The sequence below is a fragment of the Enterococcus sp. DIV1298c genome, assembly GCF_017316315.1.
Lineage (GTDB): Bacteria > Bacillota > Bacilli > Lactobacillales > Enterococcaceae > Enterococcus_B > Enterococcus_B mangumiae.
In genome coordinates this window covers 57879-78449 of record NZ_JAFLWG010000011.1, presented here as the reverse complement: position 1 = coordinate 78449, position 20571 = coordinate 57879, and the positions used below count along the sequence as shown (strand labels likewise).

Sequence of the window (20571 nt, the reverse complement as noted above, 5' to 3'; positions counted from 1 at the left end):
AGAATGAAAGAATATAATATGAATGAAACCAACATCATCAAAATGGGCACTGAAAAAGAAGTCGCTCTATATACAGATGATTTGCATGTATGGTATGGCGATAACGAAGCCATCAAAGGGGTAGATCTTGAATTTGAAAAAAACAAGATCACGGCTTTGATCGGACCATCAGGATGTGGGAAATCTACGTACCTTCGTTCGTTGAACCGGATGAATGATGGAATCGCTAATACGAAGATCACCGGAAAAATCATGTACAAAGAAGTTGATGTCAATGCACCGCAAATCGACGTTTACGAAATGCGTAAAAGAATCGGTATGGTGTTCCAACGTCCGAACCCATTTAGTAAATCGATCTATGACAATATCACGTTTGCACTGAAACAACACGGTGAGAAAAATAAACAAAAATTAGATGAAATCGTTGAAACGAGTTTGAAGCAAGCAGCGTTATGGGATCAAGTAAAAGACAGTTTACACAAAAGTGCCTTGGCACTTTCAGGTGGACAACAACAACGTCTATGTATCGCTCGTGCGATCGCAATGAAACCTGACATCTTGTTGCTTGATGAACCAGCGAGTGCCTTAGATCCGATCTCAACAGGGACGGTAGAAGAAACATTAGTCAATTTAAAAGAAGATTATACGATCATCATTGTAACGCACAATATGCAACAAGCTGCCCGTATCAGTGATTATACTGCTTTCTTCTATCTTGGAAATGTGATCGAGTATGACAAGACGAACAAGATATTTACTAGACCAAAGATTCAGGCAACCGAAGACTATGTGTCCGGTCATTTTGGTTAAGACGGAGGACTTGCTATGACAAAAGAAATTATCTCATCAAAAGATCTTCATCTGTATTATGGTGAAAAAGAAGCCTTGAAAGGCATTGATCTAAGTTTCAATAAAGGCGAGATCACGGCTATGATCGGACCATCTGGTTGTGGGAAATCAACTTATTTACGTTCATTGAACCGTATGAACGATTTGATCCCAGGTGTGACGATCACTGGTAGTGTGGTTTATAAAGGCAAAGATATCTACAGTCCTAAAACGGATATCGTTGGCCTACGTAAAGAAATCGGCATGGTGTTCCAACAACCAAATCCTTTCCCTTTTTCCATCTATGAAAATGTCATCTATGGATTGAAGATCAAAGGGGAAAAAGACAAAAAAGTTTTAGACCAAGTAGTCGAAGAAAGTTTGAAAGCAGCATCTGTGTGGGAAGATGTTAAAGATAAACTGCATAAAAGTGCATTGTCTTTATCCGGCGGACAACAACAACGTGTTTGTATCGCCCGCGTGTTGGCAGTCAATCCCGACATTATTTTGCTAGATGAGCCAACAAGTGCCCTAGATCCGGTTTCTACTGGTAAAATAGAAAGTATGTTGTTAGAGTTAAGAGAACGCTACACAATGATCATCGTGACACACAATATGTCACAAGCATCACGTATTTCAGACAAAACAGCTTTCTTTTTAGATGGCAATTTGATTGAATTCAACAATACGAAAAAAATATTTATGAATCCAGAGAAAAAAGAAACCGAAGATTACATCTCAGGACGATTCGGATAAGGAGGAAAGAGGATGTTACGAACACAATTTGAAGAAGAATTATTGAACCTTCATAATCAATTTTACGAAATGGGAATGATGGTCAGTAATGCCGTGCATAAATCAGTGCGCTCTTACACAAAACACGACAAGGTTCTGGCAAAAGAAGTGATTGAAAATGACATTTTGATCAATGATATGGAAACACGCTTAGAGAAAAAAAGCTTTGAAATGATTGCTTTACAACAACCAGTGACGACCGACCTACGGACGATCATCACAGTAATGAAAGCAAGTTCAGATCTAGAGCGTATGGCTGACCATGCTGTATCGATCGCCAAATCAACGATTCGTCTTAAAGGAGAAACACGAATTCCTGAAATCGAAAAAGAAATCTCTGATATGTCAGATTACGTTAAAAAAATGGTGGATAACGTCTTAGTCGCTTATGTTAAAACAGATGAGAAAGACGCACGTACGATTGCAAACATGGACCATCGTGTCAATGAATCGTTCAATCGCATCTATAATGCAACGATCAAAAACATGCAATCCAATCCGGAAACAGTGATCAGTGGAACAGACTATGTGAACGTGGCAAGTTATTTAGAACGTATCGGTGACTACGTAACAAACATCTGTGAATGGATCGTGTATCTAGCCACAGGTAAAATCACTGAGTTGAATACAAACCATAACGAAGAGTCTAATCAACGATAAAAAGCATCAATTGATTTTTATCAAATGCTGAGCAGGATTTCTGAGAGATAAAAGCCAACCTCCGAAAATAGAGTCCTATTTTTGGAGGTTGGCTTTTACATTAAGTAGGGAATGATTATTTGTAATTTGGTGATGACTGATGCTTGGAGTTGACCATTTTATAAATTTTAAAAATTTGGGACATTAATTATCTTGTCCCCTAGAAGTGAATAAACGGTGTTCAAGAAGCAACACTTCGGACATAAGGCAAAAAAATCAAAAATGAAAAAGCCATTTTCAATTTTCTTGCCTTATGCCTTAGTGCTAAACGCTTCTTTCACAACCTATGAAAGGAAGGCGTATGCAGAATAAAATTCGATTATTGATCAAATGTTTGATCCTTTGTAGTTGTTTCCTCGCCGCATGGGCAATCCAAAACACGACATTTTGGTATGAAGAACCAATCATGCAAGTCCAGCAAGCTTCGATAGAAGAGGAACAACAAGTGATCAAAGGGGAATTAATGAATACAGAAGCGAAAGGAACGATTCTTACTCTGTCTGTTCCGTATCAAGAAAATCAAATCGAACACGCGAAAGTCCAACCTGATCAACTCTATCTCGTAAGAAAAATCGGGGATGAATGGCAAATAATGAGCAAAAAGAATGATGGTTGGATGTTTCTTTTTACAAGTTTATTTATATGTGCGTTACTATTCATCGGCGGCAAAGCAGGGGTGTTCACTTTGGTCAGCGTGGGTCTCAATCTCTTTTTACTGATATTCCTTCTGCAAGGCTTCACACAGACACAAGGAATATCATTAGTTATGACGAGTATGCTTTTTGTCTTTTTAGGGACGATCATCGGTGTTTTTGCGTTAGATGGTTGGCAAAAAAGCGGACTGGTAAAAATCGTAGCGACTATTAGTAGTGTAGGTATCGCATTTCTAATTTGTTTATTGGTAATGGAATACTTAAATGATAATGGCTTGCGTTATGAGGAAATGAGCTACTTGACTCGACCTTATCGTTCCGTTTTTTTGGCTAGTTTATTAGTCGGAATGACCGGTGGTGTGTTGGATACGGTCGTAACTGTCACGACGACTTTGGATGAATTGGTGAGCAAACAGCCAAACCTAACCATGAAACGATTGTGGCAGTCCGGTCAAATGGTCGGGCAAGATGTGATCGGCTCGATGACCAATATTTTACTATTCGTTTATATTAGCGGCACGATCCCCATGTTACTTGTTTACTTTAGTAACGGTTGGCCTTTGAGAGATGCAATTGAATTACATCTTTCGTTGGAATTGTTACGGGTGATCAGCGGGAGTCTGGGAATCGTCCTTTCGATTCCGATCTCCCTCTTGTGTTACTTAGGTCATTTGAATTATCGGAGGGCGAGTCGATGAATGTACTATTATTATTGACCCTTCTTTTAGTGCTTTTGATTTTTTTGGTGGGAGGCAAAAATGGTCTGTATACGATTTTAGGATTGTTTGCCAATGTACTTTTGTTTTTTCTCTTATTGCTTCTTTACCATTTTCGTTTGCCAGTATTGCCAAGTGCTGTGGGTATCTTTTTATTGATCACTTGTGTGACGTTGTTTTTTGTTAACGGCTATAACTTAAAGATGAAAGCAGCATTTGTTAGTGTAGTATTCTTTCTAGTTGTCTTTTTATTCGTGACGCCACTTCTATCTGAATTGGCGATACAAGGTTTTACAAGAATCGAATTAGATGAGCTGACAGGTTTTGATTTACATGTTTCATTGGATTTTCTCGCATTGACCCGGGCGATTTTATTGATCAGTGTGAGCGGGGCAGTCTTAGATGCAAGTGTATCGATCGCCAGTGCGACCTATGAGGTATACCTTGCAAATCCATTACAAACCTATCGTGAGTTAGTAAGATCAAGTCTGCGGATCGGCAGAAAAATCTTAGCGACCACAGTGACGACATTGGTCTTTGCTTTTATGGGAAATTGTTTAGCGCTGATTTTATGGTTTATCGATCTAGAATTATCTTTTGGACAATTGATCAACGAAAAAACGTTCGTTTTAGAATATGTAACAGTAATGATCACGACAAGTGCAGCAATCCTTGTTTTACCGATAACATCAGTCATTTCTTCATTTTTTTTCACTCGGCAAGAAAAATCATCCTAAGAATGAGAGAAAGTTACAACTTAAGTCCTATGACTTTTTCTTCAAACCATTGCATAATATGTATGTAAGGAAAAGCTTGCAAACAATTTTTGCTATAAGGAGGCAATTTCCATGAAAGAAAGAGAACGTATTTTAGAACTAGTTAAAAAGGGCATCCTTTCAACAGAAGAAGGCTTAGACCTATTGGAGAGTATGGCAACTGAAAAAGACGAAAAGCAAATCGCAAAAGAGGCAGATCGTGTACATGCTAATCATAAAGAAACAGATGAAGCGAGTCGCTTGATCGATGAACTTGAAAATGGCAGAGCTGAACGTGAAACGGTAGAAGCAGATCCAAAACAAAAAGAACAAGAAGATCAAGAAAATCTAGAAAAAATCTTAGATGAGTTGGCAACTGAAGCAAACAAAGCTTCTGCTCACTTGGATGAAGTCAACGCAAAACTTTTTGAAAATAAAATTGCACGCAATGAAAAACAGGAAACATTGATGCAATTGAATACAAAAGAAGAGTTAGATCAATTGTCTGAAGAAGAGTTAGCACAACGCCAACAACTTGAACAAGAAATCAAAGAACTAGAAGAAGCTGGCGATCTTTTATCAGAAGAACGCATCAAGCTTGAAGCTGAGTTGAAAGATATCCGTAAAAATCAGTGGAACGAGAAAAAAGATACGTTTGCTGAAAAATTTGACTTACCAGAAGATTGGAAAGAACAAGCCAACGATACGTTGAACCAAGTTGGCGAGAAAATGACTGAAGCTGGAACGCAGTTAGGTAAATTCTTAAAGAAAACCTTCCAAACTGTATCTGTAACAGTCAATGACAATATGGAATGGAAAGATGTCAGCTTACGTGTACCTGGAATCGCTACGACTAAATTCGAGCATGAATTTTACTACAGCGCACCACAAGCAAGTATCATCGACATCAAAGCAGCAAACGGAAACGTGACTGTGAAAACTTGGGATAGCGAAGACGTAAAAGTGGAAGCGAAAATCAAACTTTACGGAAAAATGGGCGCTGAGCCTTATGAAGCATTTGCTGAACGTAGCCAGATCGAAGTCAACGATGAACACATTTCGTTCCAAATCCCGAACAAACGCGTGCGTGCTGATCTAGTTTTCTACTTACCAAAACGCACATACGACCACACAGCAATCAAATTGCTAAATGGTAATATCCAAGTTGAAGATTTAGATGTCAAAGATATTTACATGAAGTCAACGAATGGGAATATCGTGGTTGAACAAATGGCCGCAACGATGCTTGAGATTGGTGGAGTGAATGGGAATATCGACGTACGTAATGGCGATATCTTAGATTCCATCATTGAAACTGTCAATGGCACAGTTACTTTTGGGGCAACACCTGAAAACTTAGCGATTTCATTAGTCAATGGCGATGTTCGCTTGACTGTAAGAGAAGATCGTTTGAAAAAAATCGAAGCAAGCTCAGTCAACGGGAACGTAAAAGTTGCATTGCCAACGACTATCGGTATGGACGGACATGCAAAAACTAGCCTAGGTAGTATCAATAGTCGTCTTTCTGACTATGAAGTGATTCGTGAAAAGAAAGAGCGCACGAATCAAATGTTAGAATTCCGTCGTCTTTCTGAAAATGAAATGGCGAATATCCAATTGTCTACGACAACAGGTAGCATCTATCTAAAAGACACAGATAAATAATTTCTTTCGCTTCGACTTTCTGAAAAGGGGAAGCTCGAAGCGAAAATCGTACTTATATGAATCAAAAAGATTTACGATTCAATAAATCTTTTGAAGTAAGATTGTCAGACCAGTTTTCTTCCATTAAAATAGTAGAACAGAGGTGAAAGATAATGAGAAAAAAGTTGACAAAATCAAATAAAAATATCGTATTGACTGGTACTTTAGCAGGGATCGCTGAATATATCGGTATTGACCCAACAGTAGTACGTGTAATCTACGTATTTTTAAGTTTAGTTGCATTTGGAAGCCCGATTATTTTATATATTCTGTTGGCTTTACTTGTGCCGTCAGGAAAAAGAGATTCACGACGTTATGGACATGACAACGATTATTATCAAAAAAATAACTACAGAGAACAAACCAATAAACGAAAAGAGGCAGAGAAAATCAACGATGACGAATGGAGTGACTTTTAATGTCTTATCTTCAACGTATTGTTGTTAGTACGCTGACGTTTATCTCTCTGGCAGTCATCTTTCCAAATATGATTTTTGTAAATAGTATTTGGACGGCAGTCGTGGCTAGTTTTGTTCTTTCCGTATTGAATCTATTGATCAGACCGTTTATCATGTTTTTTTCCATCCCGATTACTTTATTGACTTTCGGCTTGTTCACTTTTGTTATCAACGCACTGATTTTACAAATGACCTCCTTCTTTGTCGGAGCAGCTAATTTCAGCTTTTCGTCATTTGGCTCAGCGTTGGTGATTGCAGTGATCATGTCATTCGTAAATATCGTGGTGAGTAAACGGAATTTCGACAAGAACCATTAGAAAACAATGCAAAGAACATTGTATCATCATAGAATAAGACAAATGAGGAAGTGGCAAATGTCGCTTCCTCTTATTATTTAGTGGAGTTTTAATAGCGCTTTCTTCTTTAACGACTGATAGAAAAAACGAGTGTAATGAAAAGGATATCCTTTGTTCTTTTTATTGGTAGTACTTTTTTCGATAGAATGATAAAATAAAAGAGAACAGTTTAATAGAAATGAGGGTACACGAATGGCAGAAATGGTAAAAGTTAGCCAATTAGTAGAAAAACTATCATTAGAAATCGTCACTGGTGACGAGCAAAGTTTAAATCGTGTCATCGTAACTGGTGATATCTCCAGACCTGGTTTGGAATTGACCGGTTATTTTAATTATTATTCTCATGATCGACTACAGTTATTTGGGAGTAAAGAAATCAGCTTCGCAGAACGTATGATGCCAGAAGAGCGTTTAATGATCATGCGTCGCTTATGTAGTGAAGATATGCCAGCATTTATCATCTCTAGAGGATTAGCTGCGCCAGAAGAAATGATCCAAGCAGCAAATGAACACGGGATGGCAGTCTTGCGCTCGCCAATTTCAACTTCACGGTTGCTAGGTGAGCTATCAAGTTATTTAGATGGACGATTAGCACCTAGGACAAGTGTTCACGGTGTATTAGTCGATGTCTATGGGTTGGGTGTCTTGATCCAAGGAGATAGTGGCATCGGGAAAAGTGAAACGGCATTAGAGTTGATCAAAAGAGGCCATCGTTTGATTGCAGATGATCGAGTAGATGTCTATCAACAAGATGAACTGACCGTTATTGGTGAACCACCAAAGATCCTTGAACATTTGATTGAGATCCGTGGCATCGGGATCATTGATGTAATGAATCTTTTTGGAGCTAGTGCAGTCAGAGGTTCGATGCAAGTCCAATTAGCTGTCTACTTGGAAGCTTGGGCGAAAGATAAAAAATATGATCGTTTAGGTTCTGAAGATACCTCTGTTGAAATTGCAGAAGTTGGGATTCCACAAATCAAGATCCCTGTGAAAACCGGACGAAATGTCGCAATCATTATTGAAGTTGCTGCGATGAATTTCCGTGCAAAAACAATGGGATTCGATGCAACGAAAACATTTGAAGAAAGATTGAGCCGTTTGATCGAAGAAAATTCAGGCGGACAATAATACCAAGGAGTGAAAGCATGGTTGCACAAATCAATCGGGTCGCCTTTGACCTTTTAGGAATCCCTATTTACTGGTACGCGTTGATCATTGTTTCAGGCATCATCATTGCCATGTGGTTAAGCAGCCGTGAAGCAGTAAGAGTTGGAATGAAAGCCGAAGATGTCACTGACTTTATGTTATGGGGATTACCCCTTTCGATCATCGGAGCGCGTTTGTATTATATATTATTCGACTTGCCACAATATATCGAAAATCCCATCCAGATATTCAATATTCGCTCAGGTGGTTTAGCGATTTATGGCGGTTTGATCGCTGGTGGAATCACGTTATATTTTTATACCAAATATCACTTTATTGATATTTGGACATTCTTAGATGTTGCGGCACCAAGTGTTTTGTTAGCACAAGCAATCGGACGTTGGGGGAATTTCATGAATCATGAAGCATTCGGCCCAGATACAACGAGAAGTTTTTTAGAAAGCTTATACTTGCCAAATTTTATCATCGACAATATGTATATCGATGGCATTTACCGCCAGCCAACGTTTCTTTATGAATCGTTGTGGAGTCTTGTTGGCGTGATCATTCTCTTGCTGTTACGAAAGAAAACCCATCTTTTGAAAAAAGGAGAAGTCGCACTTGTTTATTTGATGTGGTATAGTTTTGGTCGTTTCTTCATCGAAGGTCTGAGAACAGATAGTCTTTACCTCTTTGATGTGATTCGAGTATCGCAGCTTCTATCCGCTGTACTTTTCATCGGAGCGATCGTGCTATTCATTTTACGTCGAAAAAAAGGAAATTTACCGGATTACGACCGATCTTTAGGGAAAAATCAATTGATTATCTAAGGTCCAAGTCGAAAAAAATGAAAAAATTTGCAGGAGTGGTAAAATGAGATATAGGGTAGCGGTTTTAGGTGCTGGCTCGTGGGGAACAGCATTAGCACAAGTGCTAGCTGAAAATGGTCATGACGTTCGACTCTGGGGGCATCGTGCCTCACAGATCACTGAAATCAATCAAAAGCATACCAATGAGCGTTATTTGCCAAATCACCAATTGCCCGAATCGATCATTGCTTATACAGACATGGCTGAGGCAGTTTCTGATGTAGACGCTGTGTTGTTCGTAGTACCAACCAAAGCGATTCGTTCTGTCAGTCAGGACCTTGTCCAAGTATTGCAGACAAAACCAGTGATCATCCATGCAAGTAAAGGCTTGGAACAAGGCACACACAAGCGGATCTCTGAAATATTAGCAGAAGAGATCCCAGCAGAAAAAAGACAAGCGATTGCTGTCTTATCTGGTCCAAGTCACGCTGAAGAAGTGGCTCGTCGGGATATCACGACGATCACGGCAGCAAGTACAGAAGCAACAGCTGCTCAATTTGTTCAAACATTGTTTTTGAATCATTATTTCCGCATCTATACGAATCCTGATGTTATTGGGGTTGAAATGGGTGCCGCTTTGAAAAACATCATTGCTATTGGAGCGGGTGCAATCCATGGACTAGGTTTTGGTGATAATGCCAAAGCGGCTATCATGACAAGGGGATTAGCTGAAATCAGCCGCTTAGGTGTCGCAATGGGCGCGGATCCTCTGACTTTCATAGGACTAAGCGGTGTCGGAGATTTGATCGTCACCTGTACAAGTATCCACTCAAGAAATTGGCGTGCTGGTAATCTCCTTGGACAAGGCCATGAGTTAAACGAAGTCTTGGACAATATGGGCATGGTCGTGGAAGGTGTGCAGACCACACGAGCAGCTAAAGAATTAGCTGAGACCATGGGGATCGAGATGCCGATCACTCAAACGATTTATGAAGTGCTGTATGAGCACAAAATCATAAATGAAGCAGCAACAGAAATCATGTTGCGCGATGGCAAACAAGAGAATGAATTTCACTAACATTTTTAAGGGAGAGAAAAAAATGAAAGTAAAAAAAGCAGTTATTCCAGCAGCAGGTTTAGGAACAAGATTTTTACCTGCAACAAAAGCGATGGCAAAAGAAATGTTACCGATCGTTGATAAACCAACGATTCAGTTTATCGTAGAAGAAGCGTTGAAATCAGGAATTGAAGATATCTTGATCGTCACTGGAAAAGCAAAACGTCCAATCGAAGATCATTTTGACTCAAATATTGAATTGGAAACGAACTTAGGCGAAAAAGGAAAAACTGAATTATTGAAATTAGTTGAAGAAACAACTGACGTCAATCTTCATTTCATTCGTCAATCGCATCCTAAAGGGCTAGGACATGCTGTTTTACAAGCAAGAGCATTCATCGGGAATGAACCATTCGTTGTCATGTTAGGCGATGACATCATGGAAGATGAGATCCCATTGACACAACAATTGATCGATGACTACGAGCGTACACATGCATCAACGATCGCCGTTATGCAAGTACCACATAAAGATACGTCTAAATATGGGATCATCAATCCAGGAGAAGAATTAGAAGACGGTTTATTCAATGTAAAAGATTTTGTTGAAAAACCTGAACCAAGTAAAGCACCAAGTGATTTAGCAATTATTGGACGCTATTTATTGACACCAGAGATTTTTGATGTGTTAGCAGAACAAAAACCAGGTGCAGGTAACGAGATCCAATTGACAGATGCAATCGATACGTTGAATAAAACACAACGCGTTTTCGCTCGTAAGTTTACTGGAAAACGTTATGATGTGGGCGATAAATTTGGCTTTATGAAAACGAGCATCGAATATGGATTGACGCATCCAGAAGTGGGTGGACCATTAAAAGAATATATCATGTCATTAGGTAAGTCTTTAGCAGCAGAGGCTCCTACATCTTTAAATAAACCAACAGAAACTTCTCAATCAACAGACAAAAAATAAACAAGCGAGATGCTTCAGCTGCTGATCAAACTGTAGGTAGTTGAAGCGTTTTGCTATTTTATATTTGTTTAAAAAATACGAAAATGCTATCCTTATAGCAAGAAGAGGAGAAGGGGGCTTGATTATGACAGTTGGAGAAATTGCTGGCTTGATTGCAGCAATTGCTTTTGCGATACTCGTGGTCTTTCTAGTACGCGTATTGATTCGATTAGCAAAAACGATTGAAAAAGCGGAACAAACCGTAAATGAAGCAAACACAACGATCGAAGTCGTTACAAAGGATGTTGATCTTTTATCGAGGCAAGTCGAGGGCTTGTTAGTAAAAAGTAACGAATTGTTGAATGATATCAATGGAAAAGTAGCAACGATCGATCCTTTATTTACAGCTGTCGCTGATTTGAGCGAGAGCGTGTCAGAATTGAATTCTTCAAGTAGAAACATCGTAACGAAAGTCGGTGGCATCGGGAAAACAACAGCAAAAGCAACTGTTGCTGGAAAAGTCGGTGGTACTGCAATGAAATTCTTCAAACATAAAAAACCAACAACAGATACGACAGGAGGAAAATAATCATGGCAAAAAAAGGTGGATTTTTACTAGGTGCAGTGATTGGTGGGACAGCAGCAGCGGTGGCAGCTTTATTACTTGCACCAAAATCAGGTAAAGAATTACGTGATGAATTAGCAGCACAAGCAGATGATTTTCTAGATATGGCTTCTGATTATACAGATATGGCAAAAGAAAAATCAACTGAATTTACAAGCATTGCAAAAGAAAAAGCACACGATCTTTCACAACAAGCTGGCGACTTAGCTGGCAATGTAAAACAAACAGTTTCAGACGCTACAGCAGATGCAGGAGATGAATCTGAAGATATTTTAGTTACATTGAAAGAACAATCAGCTGATCTATCTGATCGCTTCAAAAAATCTGCTGCTGACTTAGGCGACACTGCGGCATCTGCTAAAGACGATATCTTGATCGATGTCAAAGATACAGCAGACCAAGCGGGTAGCACGATCAAAGAAGGTATCGAAGAAGCGAAACCAGTTGCCGAAGATGCAAAAATCTTGTCTGAGATGGCAAAAGAAGATGCAGCGAGTGCAAAAGAAGACTTAAAAGATACGTTTAAATAAGCGAGAGTAACCAGTAAAAGCAAAAAGGCGCGATCAGATAGCCATCTGTTTCGTGCTTTTTTTTACTCTTCTATCATGAAGTTAAGGAAGGAGTTTGATGATGTTTGAAATCAAGAAAAGCGATACTGAAAAAAACGAAAAGAAAATCATTGCAGTATTGAACGAGCAATATACGCAATCTTTTACTGGAAATGAACCCTTAACAGCGAAGACAATTTCGATCAGTGCCATCAAGGATGAAAAATGGCTCGGAGGAGCAGTGGTATCTTTATTTGGGAATACCTTGCACCTCTCATTGCTCGGTGTAGAACAATCGCACCGTCATGAAAGCATCGGCTCACAATTGATCGAAGCCGTTCAACAAGAAGCCTTGGAAAATCAATGCCTGTATATGACGGTCAATACCCAAGATTATCAGGCACGAAGATTCTATGAAAAATACGGTTTTGACGTATTTGCTTCGGTCGAAGATATGCCTTTTGTGGGGACAACAAAATTTTACTTGAAGAAACAATTATCAAGTCAATAGAAAAAAACGGGTACATGATGAATCAGATATTTCTCATTGAAAAAAAGCGATGATCCCCGAAAATAGTTTCCTATTTTTTGGGGATTTATCGCTTTTTTTAGGAGAAACTATTTTCCAAAGTTCTGCCTTAATACTCGGAGCTGATCAGCTTTCTCACAACCTTACTCCACTACTAATAATTCTTTTGTTGTTGTTGTAAATGGCACGCAGCCGTTGCTTGTGACATAGACGCAATCTTCGATTCTTACGCCGACTTGATCTGGGATGTAAATACCAGGTTCCAATGAAAAACACATGCCTTCTTCAATCACTAGATCATTGCCAGCTACAAGGGATGGATATTCATGGACAGTCGTGCCGATGCCGTGTCCTAAACGATGATTGAAATATTCGCCGTAGCCGTAGCTTTCAATCACGTTACGAGCGATTTGATCGAGTTCAGCGGCTGTTATCCCGGGACGAACTGCTTCTTGTGCTGCTAATTGTGCTTCAAGTGTGATCTGATAGATTTTCTCTTGAAATTCCGTTGGCTTTTGGTAGGCAACAGTTCGGGTGGCATCACTGCAATAGCCATCCCATACGACGCCTAAATCAAATAGGACCAGTTCATTAGGTTGGATCGTCGTGCTGCCAGGAGTTCCATGAGGGCTTGCGGCATTTGTCCCAGCTAAGACCAATGTATCAAAAGACATTTGAGAAACACCTTGTTTTTTTAATTGATATTCGATTTCAGCAATGATTGCTTGTTCCGTGACACCTTCTTTGATCGAACGAAAACCAATCTCAAAAGCAACATCTGCCCATTTTCCTGCGGCAATCAATTGCTCTTTTTCTTTTGTTGTTTTGATCAATTGTAGTCGTTGGATAGCAGGAGTCAGATCAGCATACTGAACAGTACCTGTCATTTGTTGTGATAACGCATCAAAGCGGTCAACCGTCAACGCATTTTTTTCGATCCCGATTGTTTTAAGTTGTGGATAACGTGTGCGGATCTCCTGACCGATCAAGACCCAAGGATCTTCACTATCAAGGTAACCACGTACATCATAAGACCAACTGCTATTTTGCGCATCTTCTACTTCTAAAGCTGGCGTGAATAAGAAAGGATCTTGCTCAAGTGGCAGGAACAGCGCGAGGACACGCTCATGTGGCTCACTTTCATAGCCGGAAAAATAGGCGATATGACCTGGATCACTGATATAAGCAAGGTCGATTTGTTTTTGGGCCATCCATTGGCGTAATTCGTTGATTTTTTCAAGATTCATTTGGACATCCTTCTTTCACATTTATGACATGTTTCGATAATTCATTGTACCACTCTTATAAAAAAAGACCAATTGACTAAAAGTGAAAAAGGTGTTTTTTTTCATGAAAACGCTAGTAAAACGGTTGCAATTTCTGTCAATCTTTGATATCCTGTTTTAGAAATGTAAATCGTATTTTCAGAAAAGATATAAAAACAGAATAGGAGAACAACGATGGAAAAACAAACTATCACTATTTATGACGTAGCGAGAGAGGCAAATGTTTCGATGGCTACTGTTTCACGTGTTGTCAATGGGAACCCAAATGTAAAACCTGCGACACGAAAAAAAGTATTGGAAGTTATTGATCGCTTAGATTATCGTCCAAATGCTGTCGCTCGTGGACTTGCAAGTAAAAAAACAACAACTGTTGGGGTTATTATCCCAGATGTCAGCAATATGTTCTTTGCTTCATTAGCACGTGGGATCGATGATGTTGCGACAATGTACAAATATAATATCATCTTGGCAAATTCAGACGGAAATGATCAAAAAGAAGTGAACGTATTAAACAACTTGTTAGCAAAACAAGTGGACGGCGTGATCTTCATGGGTCACCATATCACAGATGAAATCCGTGGTGAGTTCTCACGTTCAAAAACTCCTGTTGTTTTAGCTGGTTCGATCGATCCAGACGAGCAAGTAGGTAGTGTCAATATCGACTATACTTCAGCAACAAAAGATGCAGTGACTAAATTAGCTAAAAATGGCAACAAAAAAATTGCTTTTGTCAGTGGTGCATTGATTGATCCAATCAACGGGCAAAACCGTTTGAAAGGCTACAAAGAAGCATTAAAAGAAAACGGTCTGACTTACAGCGAAGGATTGATCTTTGAATCAAGCTATAATTTCAGAGATGGCTTATCATTAGTCGATCGCATCTACAACAGTGGGGCAACTGCTGTGTATGTTACTGATGATGAATTAGCAATCGGTATTTTAGATGGCTTGATCGACCGCGGTGTGAAAGTGCCAGAAGAATTTGAGATCATCACAAGCAACAACTCATTATTAACAGAAGTTGCTCGTCCACGTTTGACAAGTATTACTCAACCATTGTATGACTTAGGTGCAGTATCGATGCGTCTATTGACAAAAATGATGAATAAAGAAGAAGTGGAAGAAAAAACGATCATCTTACCATATGGAATCGAAGAAAAAGGTTCTACAAAATAAGACGGTTGAGTTAGCGTTCCAAAGATTTATTTCTTAAAAACGATGATCAAAGTGGCTGAAATGACAAAAAGTTCATTTCAGCCACTTTTTTGTGTGAAAATAGAAGTGGGTTTCTGCTGTTTCCATAAAGAAAAACAAAAAAATGAGTCTGATTTTGACGTGTTTGATCAAAATCAGACTCATTGTATTTTGAGAAAGAGTAGTTACCTTAGACTTTTTTAATCGTCGTCTTTGTCGTCATCTTTGTTCTGTGGATTTTCACGTTCAAATGTGCCGACAGTGTTCCAGTAATCTTTATAGTTCTCATCCGTTCCACCTACACCAAATTTGAAGGTGCTTTTCTCAGGACCGTCTTTTGCCCAAAGTGATTCGACAGTTTTGCTCGGTGTATTGATGGATCTGCGGTCAACTGTTACTTTTCCAGGTAATTGTCCTGTAAAGGCAGCGACATCTTCTTTCTTCACATCAGAAGCGAGTGAGAATTTCTGATCAGTACCGAAAATCGACGGGTTGACTTGATACACTTGATTGATCAAGTTTGCGAGATATTTTGAAGAACGGAATCTCGCTTGAGAATCCATTCCGGTGTTATCGTCGTGTCCAGCCCAGCTACTGATCGTGATAGACGGTGTGGAAACAACTAACCAAGAATCACGGAATTCATTCGTTGATCCAGTCTTACCGATCCAGTCCGCTTGACCTAAACTTCCATTAAGGCTAGAGATATCATCTTTGAATGGTGTAGTGATCTTTTCATCGATGACGCTACGCATCATGTCATTGACGATCGAAGCAGCCGCTTCAGAAAAGACACGTACTGGTTTGTGTTCGTGCTGATAAATGACATTTCCATCGTTATCAGTGATCGAATCAATGATATATGCTTGCTGGAATTCACCATTGTTTGCTAATGTTTGGAAGCCATTGGTTTGTTGAAGCGTCGTTACATCAACTGTTCCAAGTGGTGCAGATTCAACGCCCCAGTTGGCATTTGTTGGATAGTTCATTTTTGATAAATATGTTTCATATGCGTATTGCTTTGAGCCACCATTATTCAAAACGTCTTGATATAAGTGGTAGGCAGGAATATTGTTCGACCATTCCAATGATTCACGCACTGTTTGGAAGGTATTTGAACCTTTGTTTGTCGCATTAACGATGTCTTCACCGGCATTCGCGCCTTCTTGCCAAGTGGTTTCATAATCAGAAACACGTGATTCTGAACCAACTAAGCCCATATCGATCGCTGGACCATAAACGAGCATCGGTTTGATCGATGAACCTGCTTGTCTTTGAGTATCAAAAGCATGATTATTTTGATTCAATGCATAATTACGACCACCGACAAAACCATACACGCGGCCTGTTTTATTGTCCATCAGAACGTTTCCAGTCTCAACAGGAGTACCTCTTCCGTCATCAAGTAAGTAACCAAAATTGGCAACGCCTGCTTGCATCGCTTCATAGATGTCTTTGTCGATCGTTGAATGAATCGTGTAGCCTTGATTTTGGATCGTTTGTTCTGCGCGTTGATAGTATGCATTGTAGACATCTGCATCAGAAAGATCTGCTTCGTCTTTTTCTCCTAATTGTCTCGCAATGATATCTGTCGCAGCATTCATCACTGTGTAATATAAGAAGTCGCGGTCACTTTGTTCTGCCACTTGTTGACCTAAGAAATCTTGGGTTAAGTCATAGGCTTTTGCTTCTTCATATTCTTCTTTCGTGATTTGGTGTTCACGATACATGCTAAATAGCACGATGTCTTTTCTTTCTAAACCAGCAGATAGGTCTTCTTTCAATGCCCCTGTATTTGTGTACGGGCTGTAAGTGATCGGACTTTGTGGTAAGCCTGCGATAAATGCGGCTTGCGGTAAAGATAAATCACTCGCATTGACGCCGAAGATCCCTTGTGCAGCTTCTTGGACACCGGCAATATTTTGTCCTTTATTGTTTCTTCCAAAAGGCGAGACATTCAAATAAGTTGAAATAATCTCATCTTTTGTAAAGTGCTTCTCGACTTGAGCAGCTAACAAAATCTCATTTGCTTTACGTTTGAAGGTTGTTTCATCAGTCAAAATCTGTTGTTTCACTAACTGCTGTGTCAGTGTCGATCCACCGGATGAACCAATCCCAGTTGCTTCAGAGAAGAGCGCTCGGATCACTGCTTTAGGAACATAGCCTTTATGTTCTTCGAAATATTCATCTTCTGTGCTGATGATCGCAGATTTTAAATAAGGAGACATTTGATCTGAAGGCACAGTTGTACGCATCAAATCAGTTTGGATCGTCGAAATCTCTGTATTGTCAGCATAGACAAGTTTTGATGTTTCGGTTATATTGCCTAACTCAGATTGTAACTCAGATTTGGAAGGAAGCTTTGTATCTTCAACTAGATACGCAAAATAGCCGGCGCCAACTCCCACACCTAATGCAGCGAATAGAATGATAAGAACCATGATAAAAACGGTTAATGATTGAAAAACGCGAAAAATGACCTTAGGAACAAACCACTTTTCTTTTGTTCGTCGTGCTTGTTTTCTTCGTGTATTATTACGTGGCAAAGGTTTCACCTCAACTAATGGTTTTATTTCGCTAATTATAGCAAATAATAGAACAAAAAAACAGACATGGCTTTTTTTCTGCTATTTTCGAATACTGATTTTGAGAAAATATTAATGAATACCATGGTTATTTTACTTATGCTCCGAGCAATGGACAGTTTTCAAACTTTTCTTTCAAATCAGTTTCAGTTAAGATAAAAGTAGAGTGAGAAAATCTATTCACTGAGCGACCAGCCGAGAGGGCTTTATAGGAGGTAACACGATGTTATTAGGTTCACATGTCAGCATGAGTGGTAAAAAGATGTTATTAGGTGCAGCAGAAGAAGCAGCGAGTTATGGGGCTTCTACATTTATGATCTATACGGGGGCACCACAAAATACCCGAAGAAAATCAATTGAAGAAATGAATATTGAAGCTGGAACAAAATATATGGAAGAAAATGGTCTGACAAATATAGTAGTCCATGCACCGTATATCATCAATTTAGGAAATACAACCAAACCAGAGATGTTTCCTTTTGCTGTCCAGTTTTTAAGAGAAGAGATCGTTCGAGCGGAAGCATTAGGTGCTACTCAGATCACTTTACATCCAGGTGCCCATGTCGGTGCTGGTGCAGAGGCAGGAATCGCAAGGATCATTGAAGGCCTAAACGAAGTCTTGACGAAAGAACAGACCGCTCAGATCGCTTTGGAGACGATGGCGGGAAAAGGTACAGAGATCGGCCGTACATTTGAAGAATTGGCACAGATCATTGATGGCGTGACATTGAATGAAAAACTGTCAGTGACCTTTGATACATGCCATACCAACGATGCCGGTTATGATGTGGCAAACGATTTTTATGGCGTAATGGAAACGTTCGATAAAGTAATCGGCTTAGATCGTTTAAAAGTCTTACACATCAATGATTCAAAAAATCCACAAGGTTCACATAAAGATCGCCATGCCAATATTGGATTTGGTACGATCGGCTTTGACGCCTTGAATAAAATCGTCCATGAGCCGATGTTCAAAGATGTTTCAAAGATTCTTGAAACACCATATGTGGGTAAAGATAAAAAATTAGCCTATGCGCCTTATGGCAAAGAAATCGCAATGTTCAAAGCTGAAAGCTTTGATCCGGAAGTATTCCCAGAATTATTAGCAGATGTAGAAGCCTGATCAGTCAGTAAAGTGTAATCTTACTGGAAAAAGTTCAGACAAAGAAAAAAGCCTAGGTAACCAAAAATGTCTAAACATATTTTTGGCTATCTAAGCTTTTTTTATTTAGTTTAAAAACAGCTGATCAAGACAACTCTTGTAATCGTTCGGCATAGCGTTTATTTCCCTTATAAAGATCCACGATCGTCCAAGCGAGTAAAGCGAGAACAGCCACGATGATGATGTAAGCAATCCGATCAGCAAGGGCGATAGACGCACTGGAAGCTTGATCGCCGAAAAAGGCTTCGATTTGTCCAGGGAGACCACGTAAGTTTAGGTACGTCAAACTGATAACGGAAAACCAGCCGAGTATTTTGACAATGAGTGAATTTTTAAAACGGTTGCCCATTTCTGCTTGGCTGTTAGTCATCATCAATAAAGGAATCATTGAAAAAGGTAAAGCAAAGGCTAAGAAAACTTGAGATTCATTCATTAGATTGTTCAATGCTGTATGTTCTTCGATCGTACCTTTTGAGCTGGTGAACAAGACACAAAGAAGTACTGGGATGACGGATAATAGTCGAGTCACTAAGCGACGTAACCAAATCGGCATACGCATATGGATAAAGCCTTCCATGATGACTTGTCCAGTCAAGGTACCGGTAATCGTTGAATTTTGACCGGAAGCAAGCAGTGCCACTGCGAATAAGGTCGATAAAATTCCGGATTTTGCTACGGCGATCAAGACACCGTTGCTCATGGCAGAAGGATCAGAGAGTGCTTCATACAAGCCGAAGAATGAAGGGTCTTGTACGGCGCCAGTTTTAAAGACCGCAACCCCCATGATCAACAGTAAAGCATTGACGACGAAAGCCATTGTCAATTGAATATTTGAATCCCAAGTGGAGAAACGGACGGCTCTTGCAATATCTTCTGGATCTTTTCGATCGATCTCTCGTGTTTGAGAAACAGCAGAATGTAAATAAAGATTGTGGGGCATCACTGTCGCACCGATGATCCCTAAAGCGCCTGTCAAGGGTGTTTCTCCGCCGATTTTTGGTTCTTCCGCAAATGTTTGGCTGTTAGGAATAAATCCTTTGAACAAACTAGCCCAATCAGGATTTGAAAGAGCGACTTGATAGACAAAGACAAACAGGATAACGAAAATCAAACAAACGACTAATGCTTCGATTTTCCGAAAACCGATCTTTGTCAAAAGGAGCAAGACAAAGACATCCAAAACAGTAATAAAGACAGCGATTGCCAAAGGAATATCAAACAATAAATAAAGAGCGATTGCGGCACCGATGACTTCGGCGATATCTGTAGCCATGATCGCTAACTCTGTTAAAATCCAGAGAATGACGCCTAATGTTTTGCTTGTCCGAGCGCGTATCGCTTGTGCCAAATCCATTTGGCTAACGATCCCAAGTTTGGCAGCCATATATTGTAGCAACATGGCAATCAAACTGGACATCAGGATGACTGACATCAATAAGTATTGAAAATTTTGTCCACCGGTGATCGAGGTTGACCAATTGCCGGGGTCCATATAACCGACTGCGACGAGTGCGCCGGGGCCGGAATAAGCAAGCAAAGTGCGAAAGAAACTTTTTCCTTTTGGCACTTTGACTGTGCCGTTTACTTCTGAAAGGGATAACCCATTAGTATGTTCGATCCATTTATGATTCTTTTCGTGATTCTTCAAAGGAAAACCACCTTTCTATTTCTTTTCGAATTCATTCTACACCCAGAAACAAAAAAATAA

General features: G+C 39.6%; 20 protein-coding genes. 17 read left to right on the top strand and 3 right to left on the bottom strand.

Features of this window, described 5'->3' with window-relative positions; translation table 11 throughout:
* The first annotated feature begins 3 nt into the window (after positions 1-3).
* From pstB (JZO83_RS02880) to JZO83_RS02810, 15 genes are all read left to right on the top strand, one after another.
* Positions 4-810 carry a phosphate ABC transporter ATP-binding protein PstB gene (gene pstB / locus JZO83_RS02880; protein ID WP_206853665.1) on the top strand — a complete coding sequence of 269 codons (807 nt, stop codon included), beginning with the start codon at positions 4-6 and terminating at the stop codon, positions 808-810.
* A 15-nt stretch (positions 811-825) separates the two neighbouring features.
* The gene (gene pstB / locus JZO83_RS02875) at positions 826-1584 is read left to right on the top strand and encodes a phosphate ABC transporter ATP-binding protein PstB (protein ID WP_206853667.1); all 759 of its coding nucleotides are present in this window, start codon (positions 826-828) and stop codon (positions 1582-1584) included.
* A gap of 12 nt (positions 1585-1596) precedes the next feature.
* Positions 1597-2283 (top strand): phosphate signaling complex protein PhoU, encoded by a 687-nt coding sequence (phoU, locus tag JZO83_RS02870; RefSeq protein WP_206853669.1) that lies wholly within the window; start codon positions 1597-1599, stop codon positions 2281-2283.
* A gap of 340 nt (positions 2284-2623) precedes the next feature.
* The gene (locus JZO83_RS02865; protein ID WP_207114941.1) at positions 2624-3673 is read left to right on the top strand and encodes a YibE/F family protein; all 1050 of its coding nucleotides are present in this window, start codon (positions 2624-2626) and stop codon (positions 3671-3673) included.
* Positions 3670-4428: a YibE/F family protein gene (locus tag JZO83_RS02860; RefSeq protein WP_207114940.1), complete on the top strand. Its 759-nt coding sequence runs from the start codon at positions 3670-3672 to the stop codon at positions 4426-4428. Before JZO83_RS02865 ends, JZO83_RS02860 begins: the two co-directional genes overlap by 4 nt.
* A gap of 111 nt (positions 4429-4539) precedes the next feature.
* Positions 4540-6111, top strand: a complete 1572-nt coding sequence (gene liaX / locus JZO83_RS02855) for a daptomycin-sensing surface protein LiaX (protein ID WP_207114939.1) — start codon at positions 4540-4542, stop codon at positions 6109-6111.
* A 152-nt stretch (positions 6112-6263) separates the two neighbouring features.
* Complete coding sequence (locus tag JZO83_RS02850) at positions 6264-6569, top strand: PspC domain-containing protein (protein ID WP_206853686.1); 306 nt, start codon at positions 6264-6266, stop codon at positions 6567-6569.
* Positions 6569-6925 (top strand): phage holin family protein, encoded by a 357-nt coding sequence (locus tag JZO83_RS02845; protein ID WP_206853688.1) that lies wholly within the window; start codon positions 6569-6571, stop codon positions 6923-6925. Before JZO83_RS02850 ends, JZO83_RS02845 begins: the two co-directional genes overlap by 1 nt.
* 231 nt (positions 6926-7156) lie before the next feature.
* Complete coding sequence (hprK, locus tag JZO83_RS02840) at positions 7157-8095, top strand: HPr(Ser) kinase/phosphatase (RefSeq protein ID WP_206853690.1); 939 nt, start codon at positions 7157-7159, stop codon at positions 8093-8095.
* 17 nt (positions 8096-8112) lie between these two features.
* On the top strand, positions 8113-8943 hold the full coding sequence (lgt, locus tag JZO83_RS02835) for a prolipoprotein diacylglyceryl transferase (RefSeq protein WP_207114938.1): 831 nt from the start codon (positions 8113-8115) through the stop codon (positions 8941-8943).
* A gap of 43 nt (positions 8944-8986) precedes the next feature.
* Positions 8987-10000 (top strand): NAD(P)H-dependent glycerol-3-phosphate dehydrogenase, encoded by a 1014-nt coding sequence (locus tag JZO83_RS02830; RefSeq protein ID WP_207114937.1) that lies wholly within the window; start codon positions 8987-8989, stop codon positions 9998-10000.
* A 22-nt stretch (positions 10001-10022) separates the two neighbouring features.
* The gene (gene galU / locus JZO83_RS02825) at positions 10023-10955 is read left to right on the top strand and encodes a UTP--glucose-1-phosphate uridylyltransferase GalU (RefSeq protein WP_207114936.1); all 933 of its coding nucleotides are present in this window, start codon (positions 10023-10025) and stop codon (positions 10953-10955) included.
* Between the two features lie 124 nt (positions 10956-11079).
* Entirely contained in the window at positions 11080-11523 is a 444-nt protein-coding gene (locus JZO83_RS02820) for a DUF948 domain-containing protein (RefSeq protein WP_207114935.1), read from the top strand.
* Between the two features lie 2 nt (positions 11524-11525).
* Positions 11526-12089, top strand: a complete 564-nt coding sequence (locus JZO83_RS02815; protein WP_206853702.1) for a YtxH domain-containing protein — start codon at positions 11526-11528, stop codon at positions 12087-12089.
* A 97-nt stretch (positions 12090-12186) separates the two neighbouring features.
* On the top strand, positions 12187-12618 hold the full coding sequence (locus tag JZO83_RS02810; RefSeq protein ID WP_242542356.1) for a GNAT family N-acetyltransferase: 432 nt from the start codon (positions 12187-12189) through the stop codon (positions 12616-12618).
* A gap of 161 nt (positions 12619-12779) precedes the next feature.
* On the opposite strand, the gene JZO83_RS02805 is transcribed toward JZO83_RS02810, so the two are convergent.
* The gene (locus JZO83_RS02805) at positions 12780-13883 is read right to left on the bottom strand and encodes a Xaa-Pro peptidase family protein (protein WP_207114934.1); all 1104 of its coding nucleotides are present in this window, start codon (positions 13881-13883) and stop codon (positions 12780-12782) included.
* 213 nt (positions 13884-14096) lie between these two features.
* Between JZO83_RS02805 and ccpA the strand changes: the two genes are divergently transcribed.
* Positions 14097-15098 (top strand): catabolite control protein A, encoded by a 1002-nt coding sequence (gene ccpA / locus JZO83_RS02800; RefSeq protein WP_207114933.1) that lies wholly within the window; start codon positions 14097-14099, stop codon positions 15096-15098.
* Between the two features lie 218 nt (positions 15099-15316).
* Here the strand turns inward: ccpA and JZO83_RS02795 are convergent, their stop codons facing one another.
* Positions 15317-17671, bottom strand: a complete 2355-nt coding sequence (locus JZO83_RS02795) for a transglycosylase domain-containing protein (protein ID WP_339092562.1) — start codon at positions 17669-17671, stop codon at positions 15317-15319.
* Between the two features lie 253 nt (positions 17672-17924).
* On the opposite strand from JZO83_RS02795, the gene JZO83_RS02790 reads away from it, so the two are divergent.
* Positions 17925-18824, top strand: coding sequence for a deoxyribonuclease IV (locus tag JZO83_RS02790; protein WP_206853714.1), 900 nt, complete (start codon positions 17925-17927; stop codon positions 18822-18824).
* Positions 18825-18948: 124 nt separating this feature from the next.
* Here the strand turns inward: JZO83_RS02790 and JZO83_RS02785 are convergent, their stop codons facing one another.
* Positions 18949-20511 carry an Nramp family divalent metal transporter gene (locus JZO83_RS02785; protein WP_206853715.1) on the bottom strand — a complete coding sequence of 521 codons (1563 nt, stop codon included), beginning with the start codon at positions 20509-20511 and terminating at the stop codon, positions 18949-18951.
* Between the last annotated feature and the right edge of the window lie 60 nt (positions 20512-20571).